The organism is Exiguobacterium sp. EA-TM-5, assembly GCF_053878415.1.
This window is the reverse complement of record NZ_CM132670.1, coordinates 2,147,006-2,168,211: the sequence shown is the minus strand read 5'-3', so window position 1 is coordinate 2,168,211 and position 21,206 is coordinate 2,147,006. Positions and strand designations below refer to the sequence as shown.

The window sequence follows — 21,206 nt, the reverse complement described above, 5'->3', positions numbered from 1 at the left end:
AAAAAGAATATTTTGATTTTTTCAAAAAATAGTCATTATTTCAGAAAGGAATGAGAAAGATGGATTTACGATCGAGTTACCAAGCGACAACAAGAAGATTAGACGGACATGGAAACCGAACAGTGGGTATTTTACAGGAAGCCTTACAAGCGATTGACGCTGATCAACCAAGTGATATCTATGGCAACGGGGAATTAATCAAAACGTTCGAACGGAAGATGGCAGATTTGCTCGGACACGACGATGCGGTCTTTTTCCCGAGCGGTACGATGGCGCAGCAAATTGCACTGCGCATTTGGTCGGATGAACAAGACAATCGTCACGTCGCCTATCATCCGCTCTGTCACCTTGAGATTCACGAACAAGACGGCTTAAAGAAATTACACGGAATTCAACCTATATTGGTTGGTAAAGCCGATCGTTTGATGACCTTTGACGACGTCAAAGCTTTGCCAGCTGTCAGTTGTCTATTACTCGAACTGCCGCAACGCGAACTCGGCGGATTGCTTCCGACACGTGAGGAACTCGAAGTGATCTGTACGTATGCACGAGAACAAGGAATCCGTCTACACTTGGACGGTGCCCGTTTACTCGAGGTCTTACCTTACTACGAGGCGTCAGCGAAAGAGATCGCGCAGTTGTTTGATAGTGTCTATATCTCTTTTTATAAGGGGTTAGGCGGCGTCGCAGGAGCGATCTTAGCTGGACCGGAAACGTTTTGTAAAGAGGCACGGATTTGGAAACGACGCTACGGTGGTGATTTGATCAGTCTTTATCCGTATATCCTATCCGCTGACTATTATTATGAACAACGAAAAGACCGCATGGCGGAGTACCATGCAGTCGCAAAAGAGCTAGCGAGTAGGCTAAACGCGATTCCGGGCATCTCGACGCGTCCAGTAGAGCCCGTCTCGAACATGTTTCATCTGTACTTCGAGGCGGAAAAAGCAGTCGTCGAGGAAAATTTAATTGAGATTCAGTCGCATGGAAAAGTTGGGATCGCTGGTTACCTTGTCGAGAAAGAGAAGGGGTGCGCAACGGAAGTCAACATCGGTGATAACTTCTTGGCCGTAACACATGCAGAACGGGAGACGTTATTCCGTCAATTGACGGAGGCATTCTCAGAGGGTTGAACGACGTCAGGAGCGGGAATTGTAGGATGGAGGCGACGATAGGTGTCGACTTTTTCTGCGATCATTCGCTCCGTTTCTTGTAAGGCAGCGAGTTGCGCTACGACGTTCGCATGGTGTGCTTCAAGTAACGCGAGGCGTTCTCGTGTCGTATCCTGCTCTCCGTGGGCAAGGAACAGCGACACATAAGAACGGATCTGCTCGATCGGCATATGTGTTTCGCGTAAGCGAAGAACGAAGCGAAGCCACGTCACGTCTTGGTCGTCGTATCGACGTTGACCATTTTGACGTTTCGGAAACAGCAGTCCTTCTTTTTCGTAATAGCGGATCGTATGGGCACTCGTATCGGTCAGCCGACTGATTTCAGAAATTGTATACATGAATCTCACCTTTCTGCTTGACTTAGAGTTCACTCTAAGGAATAGACTCTCACTATACCAAATCGCAAAGGGGATATGCTAGATGAAGTACACGGTCATTACAGGAGCAAGTTCAGGAATTGGATATGAGACGGCAAAACTACTCGCAGGAAAAGGGAAATCACTCGTCCTCGTCGCACGCCGGACGTCGGAGCTCGAAAAACTTCGGGATGAAGTCAAACAGATTTCGCCAGACAGTGATGTCATCCTCAAGTCGGTCGATCTCGCTGATAACCAAAACGTTCATGATTTATACGAAGGACTGAAGGAACTCGACATCGAGACATGGATTAACAATGCCGGATTCGGTGATTTTGATCTCGTCCAAGACATCGATCTCGGGAAAATCGAGAAGATGCTCCGCTTGAACATCGAGGCATTGACGATCCTCTCAAGTCTGTTCGTCCGCGATCACTATGACGTCGAAGGAACGACACTCGTTAACATCTCGTCAGCTGGTGGCTACCGGATTGTTCCGAATGCGGTCACGTATTGTGCGACGAAGTTCTATGTCAGTGCCTACACAGAAGGTCTCGCACAAGAATTACAAAAAGGCGGCGCGAAACTCCGTGCGAAAGTGCTTGCACCGGCTGCGACTGAGACAGAGTTCGCGGATCGTTCGCGCGGGGAAGCCGGATTTGACTACAGCAAGAACGTCAAGAAATACCATACAGCGGCTGAGATGGCAGACTTCCTGCATCAGTTGATTGAGAGTGACGCGATCGTCGGCATCGTCGACGGCGAAACGTATGAGTTCGAATTGCGTGGTCCATTGTTTAATTACGCGGGGTAACAATTAAAGAAAGTCCCTTTTTCGAATGAGAAAGGGACTTTCTTTATGTAAGCATTAATCCATATGTAGTAAACGAAAAAAGTACATCTATCACTTATTTTTTAAAGAGTTACTTAGCTAACTTCCATATGACATAGACGACTGCGCCAATGATCAGAAGATTCATCAGTGCACCGAAAATCATAAATTGTCCCACGATTTGATCACCTTTACATACTACTTAATATTCTATTTACGCTTTCTTTTTAAGAACCTCAAGCTGATAAAGAATAACGCCATCAACACTATAGCGATGTTTACGGCTAACGTTAATCGTTCATTTTCGATCACGCGACCATTTAATAGATTCAAGATTAAAACAATCATCATAAATGAGATTAAAAAGTATGTTATGGATTTTTTTATCATAAATGACTTCCTTTTTTTGTATTCTTGTATTAGTTTAAACATATTGAGAATTTAAAAACAAGGGAAATGTCCAAAAACGAATCGCAGGAGTGATGGAATGAAACGAACCTATATATGGATTACGATATTATTGATTCTAGGAGTGGGCATCATCGGTGCTTCAGCCTATAAGTCGTTTTGCTATGATGAAAAACAAGAAGTCACTCAGGAAATCAATCTCTTTCTGAAGCAACAGAATTACATGACATATGTGAAGAACAAGGAAATTCGATACGATACCAGCACTGGTGAATTCATTGCGCGGGTCGTGTTCCAAGATGAACCGGAAAATGAATATGAGATATATCGATCGGGATCTCATCGCTTTAAAGTCACGGGATTCAAAGACGGCGAACAAATTACGAACAAACAAGAAGGACGGTATATTTCAGAGGATTGACAGCAAACCGAATGACTATTGGAAAAGAGGTGATCAAATGAAAAACATGATGTTCTTAGGACTCGTCGTCCTCCTACTTATGACGCTCTTTTCACTTCATTACGGGCTACATGTAATCGATGATACGACGCTTAAAATATCTTTGTTGGCTTCGTTGATCGTTGTATTGATTGCACGGAAGAAATGGAAGATTACGTTTTCTACGGCGGAATGATGTAGAGAACGTATGATGAGGGGGAGAGATAAAGAATGAGCGTCAGTGAATTTTTCGGCTGGAAAATTAACTTAGATGATGAACTGTATGCTGTGATTGATGAGAGAGTGCGAAAAATGGTCGTGATGGGGGACTTCATCGAACTGAGTGCGGTCTTGTGGTTGGATCATAATGATGTCCTTCAGTTAAAACCAACATGGGATTGTGTCATTTCCATCGACGATGCTACAAAACAGATTACAATTCGATCGGCAGAGTCATTGAACATGAAAGATGAATGTTAAGCGACAACAATCGAGTCCATTCATGAACTAAATGAATGGACTCGATTTTTATTATGATGAATACGAATGAAGCATGAGGGAGGAGTCATCGACGGTACATTTGAAACAATCCCATCATCATGAAAAAAATCGCTAAGATGAAGGTAGTTCCAATCTTTGAAACAAAAAGCGGATCGAATTCAAAAGTTTCAAACTGAAACACATGTGGCCAGGGCATGAACTGCCCTTTCGTGACGATTTCGAGCAAGGTATACATCAACAGGATAGAAAGGGCGAACTCGAAGTTTTTTGTCAGCCAGATCAATGCCATCCCGAAGAACAAGAAAAATAAGAAGATCGATACATGATGAATGTAAACGATGGGTGATAATGAATCACCATGACGAAGAATCATTCCGATCAAGACGATATACATGCTGAGAAAAACAACAGTATACCGCAAAATATCGAGGAAGATCCATTTCCGGTAATGAGGCAGCAGGGTATCGCGAGCGCCTTCATCAAATATTGGTTGTAAATGGAGGATGATTGTCCAAGCAATCCAAGGAAGAAAAGCTGTCTGCAAAACGCGCAAACTGGATGCAGTCGAAGCTGTCGAAATATGAACCAATAAGATGAAGAACATGAAAACCGGAAGCAAGATTGCTGTTTTGTGAAGTTTCCAATCGAACGAAAAGAGATGCTTGATTAGGAACAGCATGCTCATTTCACACCTCGCATGATTTTTAGATAGCCATCGATTAGTCGTGGTTCCACATCCGAAGATGATTCGGTGACTTCCTCTAGGTATCGGACTTCAACCTGATTGCCATGTTCGATGAGGTGTACGACACGGTCATCTTTCATCCAAGACGATAGGCACTCTGTCGGAATGATTGTCCGCATCAGGTATCCATTCGCTTTTAATTTAAGTTCTTTCGGCGTACCTTCGAATTGAATACTTCCTTGGCGAAGGATTCCGATTTTTGTGCATAAGAACTCGATATCCTCGACGATATGGGATGAGATTACGATGGTATGATCTTCACCGAGTTCACGTAAGAGATTTCGGAAGCGGATGCGCTCCTCGATATCGAGTCCTGCAGTTGGCTCATCGAAAATTAGGATTTGCGGTTTTCTTAAGAGTAGCTGTGCGATTCCGACACGTCGACGCATGCCTCCTGAAAGTTCTCTCATATATGTATCAGCCTGTTCCAGAAGATTCACCCGTTGAAGGACTTCCTCGACCCGTTTGCGTCGTTCCGTTTCACCTGGAATCCCTTGGAGTAAAGCCAAATGAAGAAGGACATCTTTTGCTGTCAATTCTGGATAGATATTAAAGTCCTGCGGTAAGAAACCGACTTGACGTGATACATCTGCATGCTTTCTTTTCACGACGGATTTTCCATTGATCTGAATATCACCTTTTGTTAAAGAGGTCAATCCGCATAAAATCTTCATTAATGTCGTTTTACCAGCACCATTTGGACCGAGTAAACCATAAATGCCTTCGATTTTAAGCGATACATCATCAAGGACGGTTTTTTTTCGATAGGATTTCGTGATCTGCTTCAATTCGATCAAATGATTCTCCTCCTAATGAGTGGACGTCGAATGATTCAATTCGACATACCATGTTTTAAGTAATTTCAGTTGTTTGTCATGATTGAGATCGGTGTAGTCTTTGATCCATTTTTCGATTTGGTCCATCTCTAGGTTTGATTGTTGTAAGAAGAACGGATCGATGTCGGTCGCTTCCATATCCATCTTTGTTTGTACCCAATTGGCAAGTGCCGCATTGAATACGCGCCATTTTGGATGAGTCTGGATGTCACTTGAAGTGTTTGACCAGAGTAAGCTTGGGATGTAGGCGGAGATGACTTCATCGAGCACTTTATCTAATCGAAGTGTTGTGCCTACTTGTAGGAGCAAGTGGGAGTCATCACGGTAGCTGTTACGTTCCATGTTTGGAGAAATCAAGATGATTTTCTTTGGAAAAACAGCCTCTTTGTGAAACGCACGTGCTATGATGCGATCGACTTGTAATAAGGTTTTATAGACGGGTGACCAATATGTATTCGGTTCCGACCATGAACTGTCCGTGATGAGTTGCTTGTCTTTCAGTCGATGAACCTGAAGACCGCCGCGCATCAATGTTACTCCTGCTACTCGACCGCTCAGGGAGCGACCCGCTTTTTCCAAATTCGTCACAAGATCGCTTGGGAGATCACCTTCGATTGTAACGTCCACGTCTGTGTGCCGATCTCTAATTAAATCAAGCGTCTCGACGCCGACCCGGTTAATCGGATCTGCCTGACGAACCGGATACCAATTCAAGGAAGCGGGCAAATACCAGGTATCGCTTGTGATTGGGAAAAAGGCGCTGTTTTGTATCTGATAGCCAATCTTAACCGTTTGAGAAGAAATCGATGCATTCGTTTTGAAAGAGAGAAAGTCGCCTTGTCGTTCAAAAGGTACATGTTTATTGTCGACCTCGACATATTGAATAGGATACTCGTGCCATAGGGATAAACGGATCGACGTTGTATCTTGCGGATGAATCAGTAGGGTCACGACAGCGAAAAGATGATTCGTCTGTCGTGTGATGTTTATATTCATCTTCTGTATGGTGAAATCCAGATCGTGATTCGAGAAGTGATCGGAAGATGACTTAATCTGTCGTGTTGAGAGGTGATCATCTAGGCTACGATCGAATACAAGTTGATCATTTGCTAATGCGAGCGGAGAGAGCATTATAAGAAGACTGCATAAGACCAAGGACGTGACTGTCGTCGTCATACGATTCGCTGTTCGCGGATTCCATTTTCCTATCAGAAATAGTGACACGACACACTGAAACAGAACATGTAACCCGTTCTTTAGCAAAAGAGCATCGTTCTCCACGAATCCAGTTAGTTGAGCATAAATGGACCCGGGTTGAAGCGGACCGATGAAGAGAAGGCTCCGAATATCGGACAGACCACCCGCATAAAAATAGTCGGAGAAAAATTCTGTATTCAAAGGACCAATCAAAATCCAAACGAGGAAGAGAACAAGCAATCCAGATTTTCGTTTTCCAAATAGTAAAGCGCAGTTGATTCCCCATAAGGCAGCGAGGAAGAGGGGAAAGAAATAGAACGTGAGTGCATGACTGAGCAAACTAATCTGAAAGCTCGACCAAGGGATATGTTGAGTATGAAAATAAAACAGAAGCATGATTAATCCGGTGGAGATTGTCGTAACTAGAAATGCGGCGTGATTGATGAGAAGAGCGATGATCCGTTGGTACTGTATTTGAACAATATTCGGGAGAAGTATACTGTGGCGATAATGGACTTCATCCGACACCGTACGATACAGATAAACAGAAATTAGGAGCATCATTCCTTGTACCGGGATCACTATGCCGTTCACTAATCCGGAATAATCCATATAGACATAGTCTTCGTGAATATCAACGAATATTTTCATGATCATGCAGAATGGAAACAAGAGCAGCGTACAGATATAGAATGGACTTTTCACCATCCGCACCCAATAAAAGGTGAGGAGTTGTTTGAGAATGAGATCTTGCATAGGGACACCTCTTTCGAAATGTGGAAATAGTACACTAATCATATAAATAGGATAAGTAGCACGAAGTAAATGACTCTCATCTCATGATGGCATATTGATGTAATAATAGGAATAAGTGTATTGTTTATGGTAATTTATACATATGTAAGGAGAGGATTCTATTGGTAAAAGAAAAGGATACTACACCATTTTATATGAGGAACGTTCCTTTTTTCTTCCTCACAGCACTTCTCGCACCTGTCGCTGTGTTACTCGTCCTACTTCACTGGGAAAAGCTCTCTACGCAAATGAGGAATAATCATTTGACGTTCTCGATCTTAATGACCATGTTATACATCTCAAAAATACTGCCTGACGGTTTATTTAAAATCATATTCGCGGTCTTTACGTGGATGTTGATTCTATTCGTGACGTACATCTACTTCGGTGGAGGAAGAAAAGGAGGAAAATCATGAGTAAGTATCATTTATCGAGCATTCGGTTAATCTTGATCGTCGTCATCACGTCATCGATCTTGTATTTCGGCTTTGACTGGGAACTCGGTTATGGAATAATTTTTCTAATAGCAACAGTAGGATTCACGATTTATCGCAACTTTGAGGCTGCTCGGAACGAGAAAATCGAAGCTCAAACAAAGAACGATTGATTTCATCTGAAGTCAATCGTTCTTTTTAGATGTGGCTCCACCGGACTAAATCTTCAAGGTAATCACGATATGATTCTTCGACTTCTTCTTCCGTCAGCTCTCTGGCACGAATAACGAGGTCTTTTACGTCAGGATCAGCAAAATATGCACCGCCGACGAGACTGAATAAATAAGATCCGATTACTTCTGATTGATTCCGGACTAAGAAACCAGTGATATAAATGTCGTCGAGACTCTCTAAGACGATATCGATCCGGCGTCCTTCCATCTCATCAAGAAGCAATTGAATGTAGTCTGCTTCTTTCTGATTATTATTTCGGTAACGTCGGTTTCTCCTTTTGTTATCTTGAATCTCCCACTCGAAATCGTCTAGTTCCTTAGGCGTGAAAAGCGAATCCAAGACGGCTGCATCGTCAATCTTTAGGCAACAGAAGATGGCATCATATTCAAGTTGATCGTCATTCACTAAATCCATGATGTCGTCTTTCGGAATTTCTGTTGCGTTATAGCGCCGGCATACGCGTTCGATGACCGTCTCTTTTTTAAACGTCAACTGTTGCTTACGATGTTGGAACTTATGAGACGCTTTTTCATAATCCACGCTAACCACCTCCGATGATATTATCTTCTTTGACACACTACAGTTTACCTGCTTCTTCGCAATTGGACCATTGGATGAGTCGAGCGGTCTAGGTTCTTTACTTGTCGTACTAAAAAGCAAATTTTATTTTCTCCTTATAAATATAGTATTACTACATTATCAATTTTAGCAGCTACTATCTATTTGGCTGCCGTCACCTCGTTTTGGCGAAAAATCAACAGGAACAATCGCTGGTTCAACTGTAAAAAAGGTCAATTGATGACGATAGATAGATACAGATTGTTCTTGCATGAAACTGTCATAGAACATGAATGATATATAGAAGGAGTTAATGACATCATGAATGAAACCTTACCGAGACGTTTACTCTCACCAGCGATCTTATCAAGCCTTGAAGCAAACGTTGCGATGATCTGTTTTGATCGCCAACGACGTGTCGTCGACGTCAATGACTTATTTGCAAAAACGATGAAATATAAGCGGGACGAGATGATTGGTTTACAGCACCATGCGTTTTGTACACCGGAATTCGCGAACAGCCGTGAGTACCAGGAATTTTGGACACGCCTGTTTTCAGGCTTCAGTACGGCGGATAAAATCAAACGAGTCGATGCCCGGGGTGACGTCTTGTGGCTGGAAGCAACGTACATGCCGATTTTTGAAGGAGAAGAGGTCGTCGGTGTCGTCAAGATCGCAAGTAACATCACGGATCGGATTGATCGTGTACAAGGATATGCGAAAAGTTTCCAGTCGCTTGCTGAAGGACTGAATCTGCAGTCGATTCAAGGATCGAAAGAGGGCAACCAACTTCAAGAGACGATGCACACGATTGCCAGTGAAACCGCTGAAAACCAGCAGACGTTCGAAACGTTATATGACCAAGCGATCGAGATTACAAAAATAGCCGATACAATCAAAGAGATTGCAGCCCGGACGAATCTGTTGTCGTTGAACGCGGCAATCGAAGCAGCGCGTGCTGGAGAACATGGCAAAGGCTTTACGGTCGTCGCAAGCGAAGTGAAAAACTTATCGGATTTAGTCGGTAGCGCAGTCGTCGAAGTACGTACGAATACGGAAACGATGAACCGTCAAATCATGGCGATGATGAAAAAGATTGAAGCGTCCCATCTAGAAGTCGAGTCGAGCCTTGCTACCGTAAAAGAAACGATGCAACGCTTTACAGCGATTGAAGAGGTCGCACAGCAACTCGAGCAACAAACGGAAGACTTCCGGTCGTTCATTTAATACAATTACAGCGGTATTTCAGCAATGTGAGGGAATCACATTGCTTTTTTGATAGTGTTGAATGATCTAGGGAATGATAATAGAGTCATCGGAAGTAGATAGTCAGGAGGATAAAAATGAAGCGATTGTGGAATGGATTCATCGATCAACAATATGCGAAACCACGGGGAATCATTGGAGCGTCAATTGGTGAAATCATGGTCCGGCAACATCAGGAAGAAATGAAATGGACGATCGACATACTTGACGTTCAGGCAGGGGAAGCATTTCTAGAACTCGGTACAGGAGCTGGACATGCCATTGCCTATTTGCTTTCGCAAAAAGATGCGAAGCACGTCACAGGTCTCGATCTGTCAAAGACGATGGTCCGGTCAGCAACTTTTCGTAATCGGCAAGCGATTGAAGCAAACCGAGCAACGATTCAGCAAGCCGATGTGAATCATTTAAAATTACTCCACGAGACGGTTGACGGGATTTTTAGCATTCATACGATCTATTTTTGGGAATCCGTCGATCAAACATTACAAGAGCTGCATCGCGCTTTACGACCAGGCGGGCGATTCGTTTTAACATACTGTGATGGAAAAGCGGGAATTGAGTGGCTAGATCTTCAAACACGAATCGAACAGGAATTCATTCCCCTTGCTGAACAAGTCGGTTTCAAAGAGGTCGTATTAATAAGAGGACCGATCATTCGGTCGTTTCATACGGTAGCGCTTGTAGGATATAAAGGATGAGCCCGTTGACCCTAAAGACGATACACGTTATAATTCAAATAGACGTTTGAATGAACGGTTAAAGGAGGCAACGTCATGGCACATGATCATCATCACCACCATCATCATACGGACAATAAAAAGGTACTGCTCTTATCGTTCCTGATCATCACCGCGTTCATGATTGTCGAAGTCATCGGCGGAATTTGGACGAACAGTTTGGCGTTGTTATCAGACGCTGGTCATATGTTAAGTGATTCAATATCACTCGCAATTGCCCTGTTAGCATTCCAGTTCTCGAGTCAAGCGCCGGATGCGAACAAGACGTTCGGTTCAAAACGCTTTGAAATCTTAGCCGCCATCATAAACGGTGTGACACTGATCGTCATCGCTCTCTATATTTTTATTGAAGCCATCCAGCGCTTTATCGATCCACCGGTCGTCGCAACGACCGGAATGCTGATCATCAGTGTTCTTGGCTTGCTCGTTAATATCTTGGTCGCTTGGATCATGACACGTGGCGGTGGACATGAACATAACCTCAACATGCGCGGTGCGTATCTACACGTCTTAAGCGACATGCTTGGGTCAGTTGGAGCGATTGCGGCGGCTCTTCTGATCATGTTCTTCGGTTGGGGATGGGCGGATCCGCTCGCGAGTGTCATCGTTGCGATCCTCGTTTTACGGAGCGGCTATTACGTGACGAAGGCGTCGGTTCACGTCTTGATGGAAGGGACGCCGAGCGACGTCGATATTGATGAAGTCGTCGCGACGATTCAGACGAATGAAGCGGTTCTCGGACTGCATGATCTACACATCTGGTCGATCACGAGTGGTTATAACGCGTTATCGTGTCACGTCGTCGTCAAAGAAGACATGACCGTCAGCGAGTCGGAATCGATTCGTGAACAAATCGATCACGATTTAAAACATGTCGGTATCACTCATGCGACAATCCAGGTCGAGACGGATCAACACGCGCATGGTGATACGTTATACTGTGACGGCAAACACGAATCGCATACGCATTAAAAAACGAGCGCATGTCCAAGTCGGACGTGCGCTCGTTTGCTTATGCTTAAATGATCGGCACCGTTGGTAGAAACAGCGTCGCGAACAGACTGATACTCAAGAACATCGAGTATCCGAAAAAGGTCGTTTTGGCATTTCCAGCAGCTCGGTTACCTAAGTACATGAAAAAGACGATAGATAAGAACGTCAAACCCGTCAATACGGACGAGTGGTGTTGATCCGGCGAAGGAGCAAGCGACTGGACAAGATGTGCGAGACCAAGCGGCAGGACGATCAATAGAAAGTAGTAGCCTAGACGTGCCTCGGATGGGACGTCGACCTGTTCCTGTTCGGTTTCATAGTCATAACGCGTTTGCGTTTTCATGGATCTTCACCTCCCTTGGGTTTCAGTATAGCGAATGAACATGTCGGCTCTGTTACAGACGGGTAAGAATGCCTTAACAGACGATGACGATATGATGACGAAAAAAGAATGGGCAACAATTGAGAAAAATTGTAAGATGAACAAGAAGTCGTTTTAAGAAAGGAAAAGAGAGTCATGTCACGTGCGTTTCGTTTTATGTATGTCTCGGATTTGTTATCGACCGTCGGAACGAGTTTTGTCTATATCGCGATTTACTGGCTGAGTGCAGAAGAGATCAGTGCTTCCGGTGTCGCGTTGCTCGCGACAGGTGTTTTTCTGATTCGTTTTCTCGTCTCGACGTTTGTTGGACCGTGGATTGACCGTTTCGTCAGTGCATCGTTGTATCAAACGTCGTTACTCATTCGGTTGCTAGCGCTTGGTATTGCGTTAGCGGGAATCGGACTGACGGAGGTCGTTCTACCGTGGTTACTCGGGTTGCTCGTCGTTCAGACGATTCTGCAAATCGTTGGTGGAAACGCCGTCTTCACGTGGGTCGTTGATTTAGTCGAAGATGACCAATTGCCGCAAGCAAATGCTTATCTTGCAACAATCGAACGAATCGGGACGTTAAGTGGATTCTTACTCGGTGGGATGATGGTTGCTCATTTCTCGATTGCGAGTATCTTATGGCTCGATCTTGGACTGCATCTCGTCGCCTGGTTACTCGTCCAACACATGACGGGACAGGTTGCTGAAGGAGCACGTCACGGATCGTACCGCGAAGCGTTACTCGAAGGAATTCGCCACGTCGTTTACGACAGTCGCTTGAAATGGATTTTGGGTTGTGCGATCCTCGCGAACTGGATGATCACACCGATGAACACCTTACTTGCGCCATACGCCAAGGACGTCTTATCGGGGACTGCACAAACCTTTTCCGCACTTGAGCTAGCGACGGTAATCGGGGGAATCACGATGTCGCTCCTATACGGCAAGTGGGTCGTCTCGATCAGACAGGATAAGCTGTTTCGCGTCGCCGTCGTACTCCAAGGACTCGCGATTGCAATCGTTGCTTATGTCTCGTCCGTTCCACTTGCGATTGGCGGATTCGTGTTACTCGGCATGGCGCTGACACTGTTCGGGATACCGTTCTCGACCTTGTTACAACGCTCGACACCTGCGCACTTGCTCGGACGGGTCCGGACAGCGATGGTTGCAGCATCGACAGCATGTTCCGCACTCTGTTACGGATTATCATCGTACTTGACGTCGCTCTTTAGTATCTCGTTCGTTTTTCTACTGTTTGCCGTAAGTGGTCTCGTGATGACAGCTATCTGGTTACTCATTCATCGTACCGTGTCCTTCACGGAGGCACGACAGGACAAGGCCGGATGAAATATCCGCCTTGAGGTGGAGGTAAGCGGTTTCGCACTTTTGTAAACTAAAGATAGAAATGAACGATGAGGAGTGGAGTCGATGGAGAGTTTATGGATCACGGCGTTATTGTTTTTGATTCCGATCAGTGGGATGACGGTCTTCTTGAATGTACTGTGGCGCCGAATGGAAACGGAAGGCGTTTCGGAGTAATGACGAACGTATACAACGCGCTTGCCTACCGATTTTAGATCGGACGGCAGGCGTTTTTTTTGGTTCATTTTCGGTAATGAATACTACGTTAGTTCGTATGGATGTGAAAGGATGGCCAAAAATTCGTTAAATGAACGGTTCATGTGTAAACTGAAGTAGTAAACGATTTCACTATTTTTAGTCGAAAAAAAGGGGGATAAATTACAATGAAAGCAATCATTACAGGCATGAACGGGACGGTAGCACCCGTCGTTGCGGACGTTTTAGCAAAACACGACATCAAGACGGTCGCGTGGGACCGGACGAAAGTCTCAACGACTGATGAATCTGCGATGCGGACATTTTTAGAGACAGAACGACCGGATTATTTCTTACATATCGGGATGGGGTCCGTCAGTTGGACGGAAGCGCTTGTCCGCTTGTGCCAAGAGTATAAGATCCCATTCTTCTTCACGAGTACGGTGTCTGTTTTCTCTGATGACGTATCAGCACCGATCGAAAAAGACGCAGTGCCAGACGCGACCGATGAGTATGGTGCGTATAAGATTGCTTGCGAACAAGCGATCCAAGCAATCGATCCACAAGCGAAAATCGTCCGAATCGGTTGGCAGATCGGGACGGAGGCAGGGTCGAACAACATGGTCGACTTCTTTACGAACGAAATGAAGCAGCATGGCGTTATTCAAGCAAGTCGAAACTGGTATCCGTCGAGTTCATTGCTCGAAGACACGGCAGAAGCGCTCGTTACGATTTTACTTGAACAAGAAGCAGGGCTCTATCAGTTGAACGGTAACGAACGTTATTCGATGTATGATTTAGCGAATGCTTTAAATACACTCCATGCGAAAAACTGGACGATTGATCCAGTCGACGAACCGCGCCGCGATAACCGGATGGCTACGGACGTTGTCTTGGTCCGTCCATTGTCAGAACGATTGCCACTCTAATTATACATCCCGCTCTTCTTGACGCATGTCAAAGAGAGCGGGATGTTTTTTACTGTTTTACCGGTGTTTCCGCTGCAAAAGCGAGCGCTGGTCCGAATATTTCGTAATGAAGTTTATCTGGTGACGCCGTGAAGTGCTCAATGACATATTGAATCATTGCTTCTGGACCACAGACGTATGTCGCATCCGTGATGCTTGCAATGACGTCTTTCGGTAAGCGACCTGCTTGATCCGTCGCTTGGTGTTCCGCGTAACGAACGATGCGTGCGCCACGTTGCTCGAGTAAGACGAGTTGTTCGTTAAACGGACGATTGCGTTCATCTTGGACGGCGTGATGTAACGTCACGCGTCGTCCGGCAGCTAATGCTTCGTCTGCCATTGCAAGCATTGGTGTAATCCCGATCCCGCCAGCAATCAAAACGACGGGTTCAGCTGATGCATCAAGCGTGAAGGCACCTGCTGGCGCACTGATCAACACCGTGTCACCGATTCGAGCTGCATGTAAGTAGTCCGAGACGATGCCTTCTCGTTTGACGCCAATTGTATAGGTCGTCGTGTTCGATGCCGTCGTCAGACTGTATTGACGGTTGTGCCATAAGCCGTCTTGATCTTGAATCCGTACCGTGATGTATTGGCCTGCTCGATAATCAGGAAGCGGACCGTCCGTTTTGAAAGTCAGCGAGCGAATTCCCTCTGCTTGTTCCTCGATATCAGAGATTTCGACAGACTGATAACCGGAAAAGCCTTTCGCCTGTTCGTCCTGCGCGTATAGTTCAGCTTCGAGTGCGATGAACAAATCGGCAATCTCACCGTACGCTTCACCCCACGCTTGCAAAATCTCCGGCGTCGCTGCTTCACCTAAAACGTCTTGCATCGCTCCGAGTAATTCTTGACCGACGAGTGGATACATCTCCGGCTTGATTTGTAGACTACGGTGTTTATGCAGAACCGGTAACAATACCGGTTTTAACGTCTCGAGTCGATCGATGTGAGAAGCAGCGGCATAAACAGCCGTCGCAAGTGCTTGTGATTGTCGATCGCTCCGTTGATTCGATTGATTGAAGATGTGTTTCAGTTCAGGGTGAGCCAGGAACAGTCGCTGATAGAAGACTTTCGTGATTGCTGCGCCGTGAGCCGCAAGGACCGGTACCGTCGATTGGACGATTTGAATGGTATAGGTTGATAACATAAGACCACTTCCTTTTCGCTAAGTAATGAAGACAGTCTTAGTATTTCGTACTCGCCATTTTAATACAACATTTAAAATACTAGATTAATAGACATCGTGCGTTTTGTCACAAGCAGGTCAAATTTTCGACAAGGATTCGTCACGATTGATTGGATATCCAGAGCTTTGAGAAATCAAAATAACCGAATGAATCAATCGTGATATTTTGCAGTTCGATCGGATATGGAATTAGCCTTGTATCGTGATAAAACGGAATGAAATACGATTCGTCGATCAAGTAACGCTCGATCGCTTGGTGAATCGGGAGCCAGTTTTCGAACGGTGTCTTGTCGTATTGTTCGATCCATTTCAGCATTTCTGGCATCTGCTGAAATAGTCGGATTGGCGGTGAGAACGTATTCGTCATGAACTGATAGAAGGCGAACGGTAGATTTCGCTCGAACACTTCAGCATGGACAGCGAGATCGATCGTGTCGTACGCATGAAACTCCGTAATACTCTCTTTAAATCCGACCTCGACGAACTCGTACGGAATTCCGTCTTGATCGAACCGTCCGCAGAGCCAACGTGTTACTTTGTCCGTGAAATCGGTCATCTTGATTCGAATCGGTTGCGTGAATAAAACAGCGGGACCGTCCGGGACAGTATACGGTTGACTATAGGACTCGAGAAAACCACAGTCGTTCGGTTGTGCGCGTTCCTCAAACGCATGGATGTTACCACGGATTTCTGCAACGAGACGATGGATATAATGTCGCGCTGCTACCGATTCGAATGGTCCGCCGACACGCGGATGGAGAAAGACGAGTCCAAAGCCGGATTGCGTTGCAATCGTATCAATCGGACTGGAGTCAGATGCCGATGTCCGGTAGACCGGGTCGTATTGCTCCGGCATCTGGATGAACTCAATCCGGTCGAGAAGAGCACGGATCCCAAAGTAATTCGGAAATGCCGTTAGAACGGTTTTTTTATCGTCATGTTGCGCGAGTTGGAACGGTCCCGTACCGATACCGTCCTTGATGATGCTCGTATGAAGTGAGGCAAGTTGCGGCAAAATCGAACTCCGACGCTGGTCAAGTGTGAGATCGACCCGGTACGGACCGTTTGAGACGATGTGTTTCACGTACCGATAGGAATAGGCATAAGCAGGATAAGCGATTAAAGCACGCAGGCTCTTCGTTACTTCCTTACTCGTCAGGAGCGAACCGTCATGAAACCGCACATCCTTGCGTAAGAAGAGACTGAGCGTCGGACCGTTCCAGACATAGTGATGTGCCAGTTCGCCCTGGATATTGCCGTCAGCGTCGATCGTAAACAAGCGGTTAAAGACGTTTTGGACAAGGTGAGCGCTATGGATGTCTGCTGCTTCTAATGGGTGTGTCGTCAGGAAGTTCCGCTTTCGCGGAATCAATAACGCATCCGACGTCGTTTGCGTATAGCCGAACTTTCGCTCGAGTTGGCGCATGAACCGTCCTGCTTGCGCCGGTGACCAGTCCCACGTCAATTCCTCCGTTACTGATTCGATTGAGTCACGGTCGATCCGCTCTAACATCAGTTTCGCATACTCCCGTTCGACGTGGCGTAACCAGACAAGTTCACTTAAATTACCTCGACCACGACCACTCGTATAGTCAATCCAGCCTTCAACCTGCCATTTATTGAGATATCGTTTTGTTTGTTTAGGACTTAAATGGATGGCGTCAGCGAGTGTCGCGATTGAATAGTGTCCATTTCGGCAAGTCTTCCATAACATAAAAAGATAAGCATCCATCTCGTTCATCCTCCTTAAAAGGGGACATCTTTTTTGAATGACGTCCATTTTTCTTATGTATTGTCTTGTTTATGATACAGGTAGAGAATGGAAGGTGACAATATGAAATGGAAAGAAATACCGAAACCAATTAAAGTACGTCTCATCACATCGTTTTTCAACCGGGCTGTCTCGTTTTCGATTATGCCGTTCATGGCCCTCTTGTTCGTCAAGGCATTCAATGAAGTCGTTGCTGGTGCGTTTTTGATCGCGATGGTCTTCGTCAGCTTCATCACCAATCTACTCGGCGGATATCTCGCTGACCGTTTTTCCCGTAAACGATTGCTTGTCACAACATCGACGTTAACAGCATTGACGTTCATCACGATGACGATCTCGTTGACGATCGACTGGATGTTGCTGTTCATGGTCATTTACGCTGTCTTCTCGGTGACGAGTAACCTTGGTCGCCCGGCGATGAGCGCAATCATCATCGATGCGACGACGAAGGAAAACCGACAAGCCGTTTACGCGCTCGACTACTGGCTGATCAATCTCTCGATCGCCATCGGAACGGCGCTCGGTGGCTGGCTCTACGTCAGCAACCAATTACTCTTGTTCTGGATTTTAAGCTTTACGTCGTCCGTCTTACCGATCGCTTACTACCTATTTCTCGAAGACACACCAAAGACGTGGCAGCGCCAAAAGCTTCGTGGCGTTCTCAGCGATATCTTCAACAGTTATCAACTTGCTTGGCAAGATCGTCCGTTCGTCAGAGTCGTCTTCGGTTCAATGTGTATCTTAGCGGCTGAGTTTTCGATGGGGAGCTACGTCGCTGTCCGCCTCGCCGATTCGTTCGAACCGCTCGCATTTGCCGGTTGGTCAATCAATGGAGTCCGAATGATGAGTATCATCAACATTGAAAATACGTTACTCGTCGTCACATTGACGTTCATCGTCCAGCGACTTGCGAAACGATTATCGCCACGGCGAACGCTTGCAGCAGGTCTACTTCTTTATTCGATCGGCTACCTCGTCGTAACGAGTGCCAACAGCATGACGGCACTGATGGTCTTCATCTTTATCGCAACGATTGGCGAGTTACTCTACTCACCGGTCTTGAACACACAAAAAGCGAACATGATGCCGGCGGATCAACGCGGGGCGTACTCAGCATTCGCGGGAACGTCGTTTGCTGGAGCCGACCTGCTCTCACGGTCGACGATTTTAGTCGGGACATTCTTGATCCCGTCGATGATGAGTGTCTATCTCGGACTGATCCTGTTGACAGGCTTCGGATTGGTCTACACGAGTCTGTTCGTGAAGGAATCCGTCGAGCGACAGCGAAACGTATCTTAATAAGGGGGAATCGACATGAATTTACCAGATACACTAGAAACACCACGACACTTATTGCGCCGCTGGCAAGAAGATGATGCTGAAGCACTGTATGCTTACGCAAAGGATCCAAATGTCGGACCGAAGGCAGGCTGGGCACCACACGTGTCAGTTGACGAGAGTCGCGAAGTTATCGGAATTTTTCAAGGGTCGCCCGGCGAGTATGCCGTGACGGATAAGACAACCGGTGAAGTAATCGGGAGCTTCGGTTTTCACTTTAATCGTCGCCCGGATGAGTCGATCACGCATGACCGTCAAGTCGAGATTGGTTATGTCCTCGCTCCTGACTACTGGGGAGATGGACGGATGCCGGAGATCGTCGAAGCGATGCTTGATTTCATCTTCCGTGAGTTACCAATCGATATCGTCTGGTGCGGACACTTTGATTTCAACGATCAATCACGCCGTGTCGTCGAAAAATTAGGATTTACGCATGTTCTTGACCGACCATTCGTCTTAGAACGGATTGACGGACGAACCGTGATCAGTCGCGTTTACAACTGGACACGCGAGCGGTATGAAGTAGGACAAGGAATAAAAAATACGTAATAAAATACAAAGCAAGTAATCAGCGATTTTCTCTTAAACCGAGAACTTCGCTGTTTATTTTGTCTACAATGTAAAAAAAACTTTACTTTAAGTCAAAAAAACTTTACTGTCTATTTATGGGAATGATTAATTTTTTGATGAGAGGAGAGAGGACTTGGGAATCAAGAGTGGGGGGAACATCAAGAATCGACTAGCTGTCTTAAGAGCTGAAAAAGGATGGTCGCAAAAAGAATTAGCCGAGAAGGTCGGAGTCAGTAGACAAACCATCATTTCCTTAGAGGGAAATCGCTATAGTCCCTCATTGATTCTGGCATTTGAGATTGCTTATTTGTTTGGTCAAGACATCAATGAAGTATTTCAATATGACCGAGAGGAAGAGGAAAAATGATAATCATCAACTTAGTTGTAATGCCGATTTTTCTATTGAGCTTGTTTGTATCGTTGACATTCATATTTGGTGAGGAAGGAAAAGATGAACGGGGTAGACGGATTATTTCTAGTGCTTATACATACACCTTTCCGATTTTTCCGATTGGTTGGTTACTATTAGAAACCTACCATCGGAGTTACGCTCCCCTGACGTTTGTCGATTATCGAAATACATTAGGATTACTGATTCCTCTCACTTTCATTATTTTAGGTAGTGTGATTTTTACATTAAAAAGACGAGTATGAATCATTGATATAACCAAAATAATGTACGATACTCGTTACACTTTAAAAGTCATAAGACAAAGCAGCGACGTTCTCAATGTAGGAGAACGTCGCTGCTTTGTCTTATTTTCTACTTAAGGATTAAATGATTAATCTGTCTGGCTGTTTTTGGATGAACGGATAAAAGTTACTGCAATCGTAATAGAGGTCAAAACATAACTAACGAGCACAGCAGTGATCTCTGACAAATCAAACAAGGAAAGAAGTAACAGTTGGGGCACGAAAAAGACGAGCAACGCAATCGGTAAAATCCATGTTTTCGTCTTCCATGCTGAGACGAGAATCCAGAGAATCAATAGGGCACCAATCATCCGGCCGACGCTTGGAGATAACGTGATCTTTGGCGAATCGATAAGTCCGTTAACGATCAATAATCCGATGATTAGCAGAAAATGAATGCTACCATGAATCCCGTAACGCATGATACGAGGGCGCGCGCCATCACGTAAAGCATCTTGACGGAAGAGAAACGCTAAGGTCGTCAGGTAAACGGTGCTAATTAGTAGAAAGCCACCGACGAGCAAGATGCTGAACGTCGTTGTACCATTCAAGAGGTTTTGGAGATAAAGAAAACTCGATGCGCCGAGAAAGACTTGCAAGACGATCCAAAATGCTTCTTTTGGATCGAACGCCATCTCTTTAGAAATCGACTGGATGTAGTCGGCGGGACTGTCACCAGTGATCGCACGAACCGATTTTCCGTCTGCTTCCGCTTCGATCAGATGATCTTCGAGTTCGGTGACGATCTCATTCGTTGCCTGTTCATTTTTACCGGAAGCAAGTAGGTATACCTTTAAGTCTTCCAAAAATCGTGTTGATTCCGTCGATAGGGTCATCTCATTCGTCCTCCTTTAAAATGCTTTCGACACTCGTCGAAAGGTGGTGCCATCTTTGCTTGAAGGCGGTGAGTTCTTCAACACCGCTCGTAGTGATTGAATAGTACTTTCGTTTTGGTCCTGAGGGGGAAACGCGTGAGGTTGATTCGATCCATCCGAGTTTTTGCATCCGGATTAATAAAGGGTAAATCGTTCCTTCGCTGATGTCAGCGAAACCGTATGCTTTGAGTTTCGTCGCCAGTTCATAGCCATAAATCTCTTCTTCCGCAATCAGTGCGAGTAAGCAGCCGTCGAGGATTCCTTTTAACATTTGCGTCGATGACATCCGCATCTTCCTTTCGCTACTTGGTATTACAAGGTAATGATACGCTAAGCTATTTTGTATTGCAAGGTAGTGGTAGAAAAAAGATT

General features: G+C 45.4%; 24 protein-coding genes. 14 read left to right on the top strand and 10 right to left on the bottom strand.

The genetic code is table 11. The features are described 5' to 3' along the window. Positions 1-59: 59 nt before the first annotated feature. Positions 60-1,133, top strand: a complete 1,074-nt coding sequence (locus ACV3PA_RS11375) for a threonine aldolase family protein (RefSeq protein ID WP_456124794.1) — start codon at positions 60-62, stop codon at positions 1,131-1,133. Here the strand turns inward: ACV3PA_RS11375 and ACV3PA_RS11370 are convergent. Then, positions 1,103-1,510: a MerR family transcriptional regulator gene (locus tag ACV3PA_RS11370; RefSeq protein ID WP_456124793.1), complete on the bottom strand. Its 408-nt coding sequence runs from the start codon at positions 1,508-1,510 to the stop codon at positions 1,103-1,105. The two genes, ACV3PA_RS11375 and ACV3PA_RS11370, sit on opposite strands and share 31 nt — an antisense overlap. Before the next feature lie 82 nt (positions 1,511-1,592). Here ACV3PA_RS11370 and ACV3PA_RS11365 point away from each other — a divergent pair, with 82 nt between their 5' ends. The 4 genes from ACV3PA_RS11365 (at position 1,593) to ACV3PA_RS11350 (ending at position 3,687) form a co-directional block, all read left to right on the top strand. Then, the gene (locus ACV3PA_RS11365; protein ID WP_456124792.1) at positions 1,593-2,342 is read left to right on the top strand and encodes an SDR family NAD(P)-dependent oxidoreductase; all 750 of its coding nucleotides are present in this window, start codon (positions 1,593-1,595) and stop codon (positions 2,340-2,342) included. 505 nt (positions 2,343-2,847) lie between these two features. After that, the gene (locus ACV3PA_RS11360) at positions 2,848-3,189 is read left to right on the top strand and encodes a DUF3139 domain-containing protein (protein WP_456124791.1); all 342 of its coding nucleotides are present in this window, start codon (positions 2,848-2,850) and stop codon (positions 3,187-3,189) included. A 37-nt stretch (positions 3,190-3,226) separates the two neighbouring features. Next, a complete protein-coding gene (locus ACV3PA_RS11355; RefSeq protein WP_456124790.1) occupies positions 3,227-3,403 on the top strand; it encodes a hypothetical protein in 177 nt (58 codons plus the stop codon). Between the two features lie 35 nt (positions 3,404-3,438). Beyond that, positions 3,439-3,687, top strand: coding sequence for a hypothetical protein (locus ACV3PA_RS11350; RefSeq protein ID WP_456124789.1), 249 nt, complete (start codon positions 3,439-3,441; stop codon positions 3,685-3,687). Positions 3,688-3,772: 85 nt separating this feature from the next. Here ACV3PA_RS11350 and ACV3PA_RS11345 read toward each other — a convergent pair whose 3' ends face one another. Genes ACV3PA_RS11345 through ACV3PA_RS11335 form a run of 3 tightly spaced genes read right to left on the bottom strand, consistent with a single transcriptional unit; the run spans position 3,773 to position 7,242 of the window. Beyond that, a complete protein-coding gene (locus ACV3PA_RS11345; RefSeq protein ID WP_456124788.1) occupies positions 3,773-4,393 on the bottom strand; it encodes a hypothetical protein in 621 nt (206 codons plus the stop codon). Continuing rightward, on the bottom strand, positions 4,390-5,250 hold the full coding sequence (locus ACV3PA_RS11340; protein WP_456124787.1) for an ABC transporter ATP-binding protein: 861 nt from the start codon (positions 5,248-5,250) through the stop codon (positions 4,390-4,392). The genes ACV3PA_RS11345 and ACV3PA_RS11340 overlap by 4 nt, the downstream gene beginning before the upstream one ends. 12 nt (positions 5,251-5,262) lie before the next feature. Continuing rightward, positions 5,263-7,242 carry a hypothetical protein gene (locus ACV3PA_RS11335; protein WP_456124786.1) on the bottom strand — a complete coding sequence of 660 codons (1,980 nt, stop codon included), beginning with the start codon at positions 7,240-7,242 and terminating at the stop codon, positions 5,263-5,265. A gap of 451 nt (positions 7,243-7,693) precedes the next feature. On the opposite strand from ACV3PA_RS11335, the gene ACV3PA_RS11330 reads away from it, so the two are divergent. After that, positions 7,694-7,888 (top strand): hypothetical protein, encoded by a 195-nt coding sequence (locus tag ACV3PA_RS11330; protein ID WP_456124785.1) that lies wholly within the window; start codon positions 7,694-7,696, stop codon positions 7,886-7,888. A 25-nt stretch (positions 7,889-7,913) separates the two neighbouring features. Here the strand turns inward: ACV3PA_RS11330 and ACV3PA_RS11325 are convergent, their stop codons facing one another. After that, positions 7,914-8,489, bottom strand: coding sequence for a hypothetical protein (locus ACV3PA_RS11325; protein ID WP_456124784.1), 576 nt, complete (start codon positions 8,487-8,489; stop codon positions 7,914-7,916). A 339-nt stretch (positions 8,490-8,828) separates the two neighbouring features. Here ACV3PA_RS11325 and ACV3PA_RS11320 point away from each other — a divergent pair, with 339 nt between their 5' ends. From ACV3PA_RS11320 to ACV3PA_RS11310, 3 genes are all read left to right on the top strand, one after another. After that, positions 8,829-9,734, top strand: coding sequence for a methyl-accepting chemotaxis protein (locus ACV3PA_RS11320; RefSeq protein ID WP_456124783.1), 906 nt, complete (start codon positions 8,829-8,831; stop codon positions 9,732-9,734). Between the two features lie 116 nt (positions 9,735-9,850). After that, entirely contained in the window at positions 9,851-10,471 is a 621-nt protein-coding gene (locus ACV3PA_RS11315; RefSeq protein WP_456124782.1) for a class I SAM-dependent methyltransferase, read from the top strand. 75 nt (positions 10,472-10,546) lie between these two features. Then, positions 10,547-11,482 carry a cation diffusion facilitator family transporter gene (locus ACV3PA_RS11310; protein ID WP_456124781.1) on the top strand — a complete coding sequence of 312 codons (936 nt, stop codon included), beginning with the start codon at positions 10,547-10,549 and terminating at the stop codon, positions 11,480-11,482. Between the two features lie 46 nt (positions 11,483-11,528). Here the strand turns inward: ACV3PA_RS11310 and ACV3PA_RS11305 are convergent, their stop codons facing one another. Next, on the bottom strand, positions 11,529-11,846 hold the full coding sequence (locus ACV3PA_RS11305) for a hypothetical protein (RefSeq protein WP_023468204.1): 318 nt from the start codon (positions 11,844-11,846) through the stop codon (positions 11,529-11,531). A gap of 174 nt (positions 11,847-12,020) precedes the next feature. Here ACV3PA_RS11305 and ACV3PA_RS11300 point away from each other — a divergent pair, with 174 nt between their 5' ends. Together ACV3PA_RS11300 and ACV3PA_RS11295 are read left to right on the top strand one after the other, a co-directional pair. Beyond that, the gene (locus tag ACV3PA_RS11300) at positions 12,021-13,220 is read left to right on the top strand and encodes an MFS transporter (RefSeq protein ID WP_456124780.1); all 1,200 of its coding nucleotides are present in this window, start codon (positions 12,021-12,023) and stop codon (positions 13,218-13,220) included. Positions 13,221-13,618: 398 nt separating this feature from the next. Beyond that, positions 13,619-14,359, top strand: coding sequence for a sugar nucleotide-binding protein (locus ACV3PA_RS11295; RefSeq protein WP_456124779.1), 741 nt, complete (start codon positions 13,619-13,621; stop codon positions 14,357-14,359). Between the two features lie 49 nt (positions 14,360-14,408). Here ACV3PA_RS11295 and ACV3PA_RS11290 read toward each other — a convergent pair whose 3' ends face one another. After that, positions 14,409-15,548 carry a globin domain-containing protein gene (locus ACV3PA_RS11290; RefSeq protein ID WP_456124778.1) on the bottom strand — a complete coding sequence of 380 codons (1,140 nt, stop codon included), beginning with the start codon at positions 15,546-15,548 and terminating at the stop codon, positions 14,409-14,411. 139 nt (positions 15,549-15,687) lie between these two features. Then, the gene (locus tag ACV3PA_RS11285) at positions 15,688-17,319 is read right to left on the bottom strand and encodes an ABC transporter substrate-binding protein (protein ID WP_456124777.1); all 1,632 of its coding nucleotides are present in this window, start codon (positions 17,317-17,319) and stop codon (positions 15,688-15,690) included. A gap of 102 nt (positions 17,320-17,421) precedes the next feature. On the opposite strand from ACV3PA_RS11285, the gene ACV3PA_RS11280 reads away from it, so the two are divergent. The 3 genes from ACV3PA_RS11280 to ACV3PA_RS11270 all read left to right on the top strand — a co-directional run bounded on the left by ACV3PA_RS11280 (position 17,422) and on the right by ACV3PA_RS11270 (position 19,633). Continuing rightward, positions 17,422-18,657 carry an MDR family MFS transporter gene (locus ACV3PA_RS11280; RefSeq protein WP_456124776.1) on the top strand — a complete coding sequence of 412 codons (1,236 nt, stop codon included), beginning with the start codon at positions 17,422-17,424 and terminating at the stop codon, positions 18,655-18,657. Between the two features lie 15 nt (positions 18,658-18,672). Beyond that, positions 18,673-19,245, top strand: a complete 573-nt coding sequence (locus ACV3PA_RS11275) for a GNAT family N-acetyltransferase (protein WP_456124775.1) — start codon at positions 18,673-18,675, stop codon at positions 19,243-19,245. 160 nt (positions 19,246-19,405) lie between these two features. After that, positions 19,406-19,633, top strand: a complete 228-nt coding sequence (locus ACV3PA_RS11270) for a helix-turn-helix transcriptional regulator (protein ID WP_456125967.1) — start codon at positions 19,406-19,408, stop codon at positions 19,631-19,633. Positions 19,634-20,048: 415 nt separating this feature from the next. Here the strand turns inward: ACV3PA_RS11270 and ACV3PA_RS11265 are convergent, their stop codons facing one another. Both ACV3PA_RS11265 and ACV3PA_RS11260 read right to left on the bottom strand, forming a co-directional pair. Further along, a complete protein-coding gene (locus ACV3PA_RS11265; RefSeq protein WP_456124774.1) occupies positions 20,049-20,795 on the bottom strand; it encodes a hypothetical protein in 747 nt (248 codons plus the stop codon). A gap of 1 nt (position 20,796) precedes the next feature. Continuing rightward, positions 20,797-21,120 (bottom strand): PadR family transcriptional regulator, encoded by a 324-nt coding sequence (locus ACV3PA_RS11260; protein WP_456124773.1) that lies wholly within the window; start codon positions 21,118-21,120, stop codon positions 20,797-20,799. Positions 21,121-21,206 lie beyond the last annotated feature (86 nt).

Bases quoted from the DNA above. Each gene is read 5' to 3' on its own strand.
- ACV3PA_RS11375 (WP_456124794.1), top strand. From the start codon at position 60: ATGGATTTACGATCGAGTTACCAAGCGACAACAAGAAGATTAGACGGA.
- ACV3PA_RS11370 (WP_456124793.1), bottom strand. From the start codon at position 1,510: ATGTATACAATTTCTGAAATCAGTCGGCTGACCGATACGAGTGCCCAT.
- ACV3PA_RS11365 (WP_456124792.1), top strand. From the start codon at position 1,593: ATGAAGTACACGGTCATTACAGGAGCAAGTTCAGGAATTGGATATGAG.
- ACV3PA_RS11360 (WP_456124791.1), top strand. From the start codon at position 2,848: ATGAAACGAACCTATATATGGATTACGATATTATTGATTCTAGGAGTG.
- ACV3PA_RS11355 (WP_456124790.1), top strand. From the start codon at position 3,227: ATGAAAAACATGATGTTCTTAGGACTCGTCGTCCTCCTACTTATGACG.
- ACV3PA_RS11350 (WP_456124789.1), top strand. From the start codon at position 3,439: ATGAGCGTCAGTGAATTTTTCGGCTGGAAAATTAACTTAGATGATGAA.
- ACV3PA_RS11345 (WP_456124788.1), bottom strand. From the start codon at position 4,393: ATGAGCATGCTGTTCCTAATCAAGCATCTCTTTTCGTTCGATTGGAAA.
- ACV3PA_RS11335 (WP_456124786.1), bottom strand. From the start codon at position 7,242: ATGCAAGATCTCATTCTCAAACAACTCCTCACCTTTTATTGGGTGCGG.
- ACV3PA_RS11330 (WP_456124785.1), top strand. From the start codon at position 7,694: ATGAGTAAGTATCATTTATCGAGCATTCGGTTAATCTTGATCGTCGTC.
- ACV3PA_RS11320 (WP_456124783.1), top strand. From the start codon at position 8,829: ATGAATGAAACCTTACCGAGACGTTTACTCTCACCAGCGATCTTATCA.
- ACV3PA_RS11315 (WP_456124782.1), top strand. From the start codon at position 9,851: ATGAAGCGATTGTGGAATGGATTCATCGATCAACAATATGCGAAACCA.
- ACV3PA_RS11310 (WP_456124781.1), top strand. From the start codon at position 10,547: ATGGCACATGATCATCATCACCACCATCATCATACGGACAATAAAAAG.
- ACV3PA_RS11305 (WP_023468204.1), bottom strand. From the start codon at position 11,846: ATGAAAACGCAAACGCGTTATGACTATGAAACCGAACAGGAACAGGTC.
- ACV3PA_RS11300 (WP_456124780.1), top strand. From the start codon at position 12,021: ATGTCACGTGCGTTTCGTTTTATGTATGTCTCGGATTTGTTATCGACC.
- ACV3PA_RS11295 (WP_456124779.1), top strand. From the start codon at position 13,619: ATGAAAGCAATCATTACAGGCATGAACGGGACGGTAGCACCCGTCGTT.
- ACV3PA_RS11290 (WP_456124778.1), bottom strand. From the start codon at position 15,548: ATGTTATCAACCTATACCATTCAAATCGTCCAATCGACGGTACCGGTC.
- ACV3PA_RS11285 (WP_456124777.1), bottom strand. From the start codon at position 17,319: ATGGATGCTTATCTTTTTATGTTATGGAAGACTTGCCGAAATGGACAC.
- ACV3PA_RS11280 (WP_456124776.1), top strand. From the start codon at position 17,422: ATGAAATGGAAAGAAATACCGAAACCAATTAAAGTACGTCTCATCACA.
- ACV3PA_RS11275 (WP_456124775.1), top strand. From the start codon at position 18,673: ATGAATTTACCAGATACACTAGAAACACCACGACACTTATTGCGCCGC.
- ACV3PA_RS11265 (WP_456124774.1), bottom strand. From the start codon at position 20,795: ATGACCCTATCGACGGAATCAACACGATTTTTGGAAGACTTAAAGGTA.
- ACV3PA_RS11260 (WP_456124773.1), bottom strand. From the start codon at position 21,120: ATGTCATCGACGCAAATGTTAAAAGGAATCCTCGACGGCTGCTTACTC.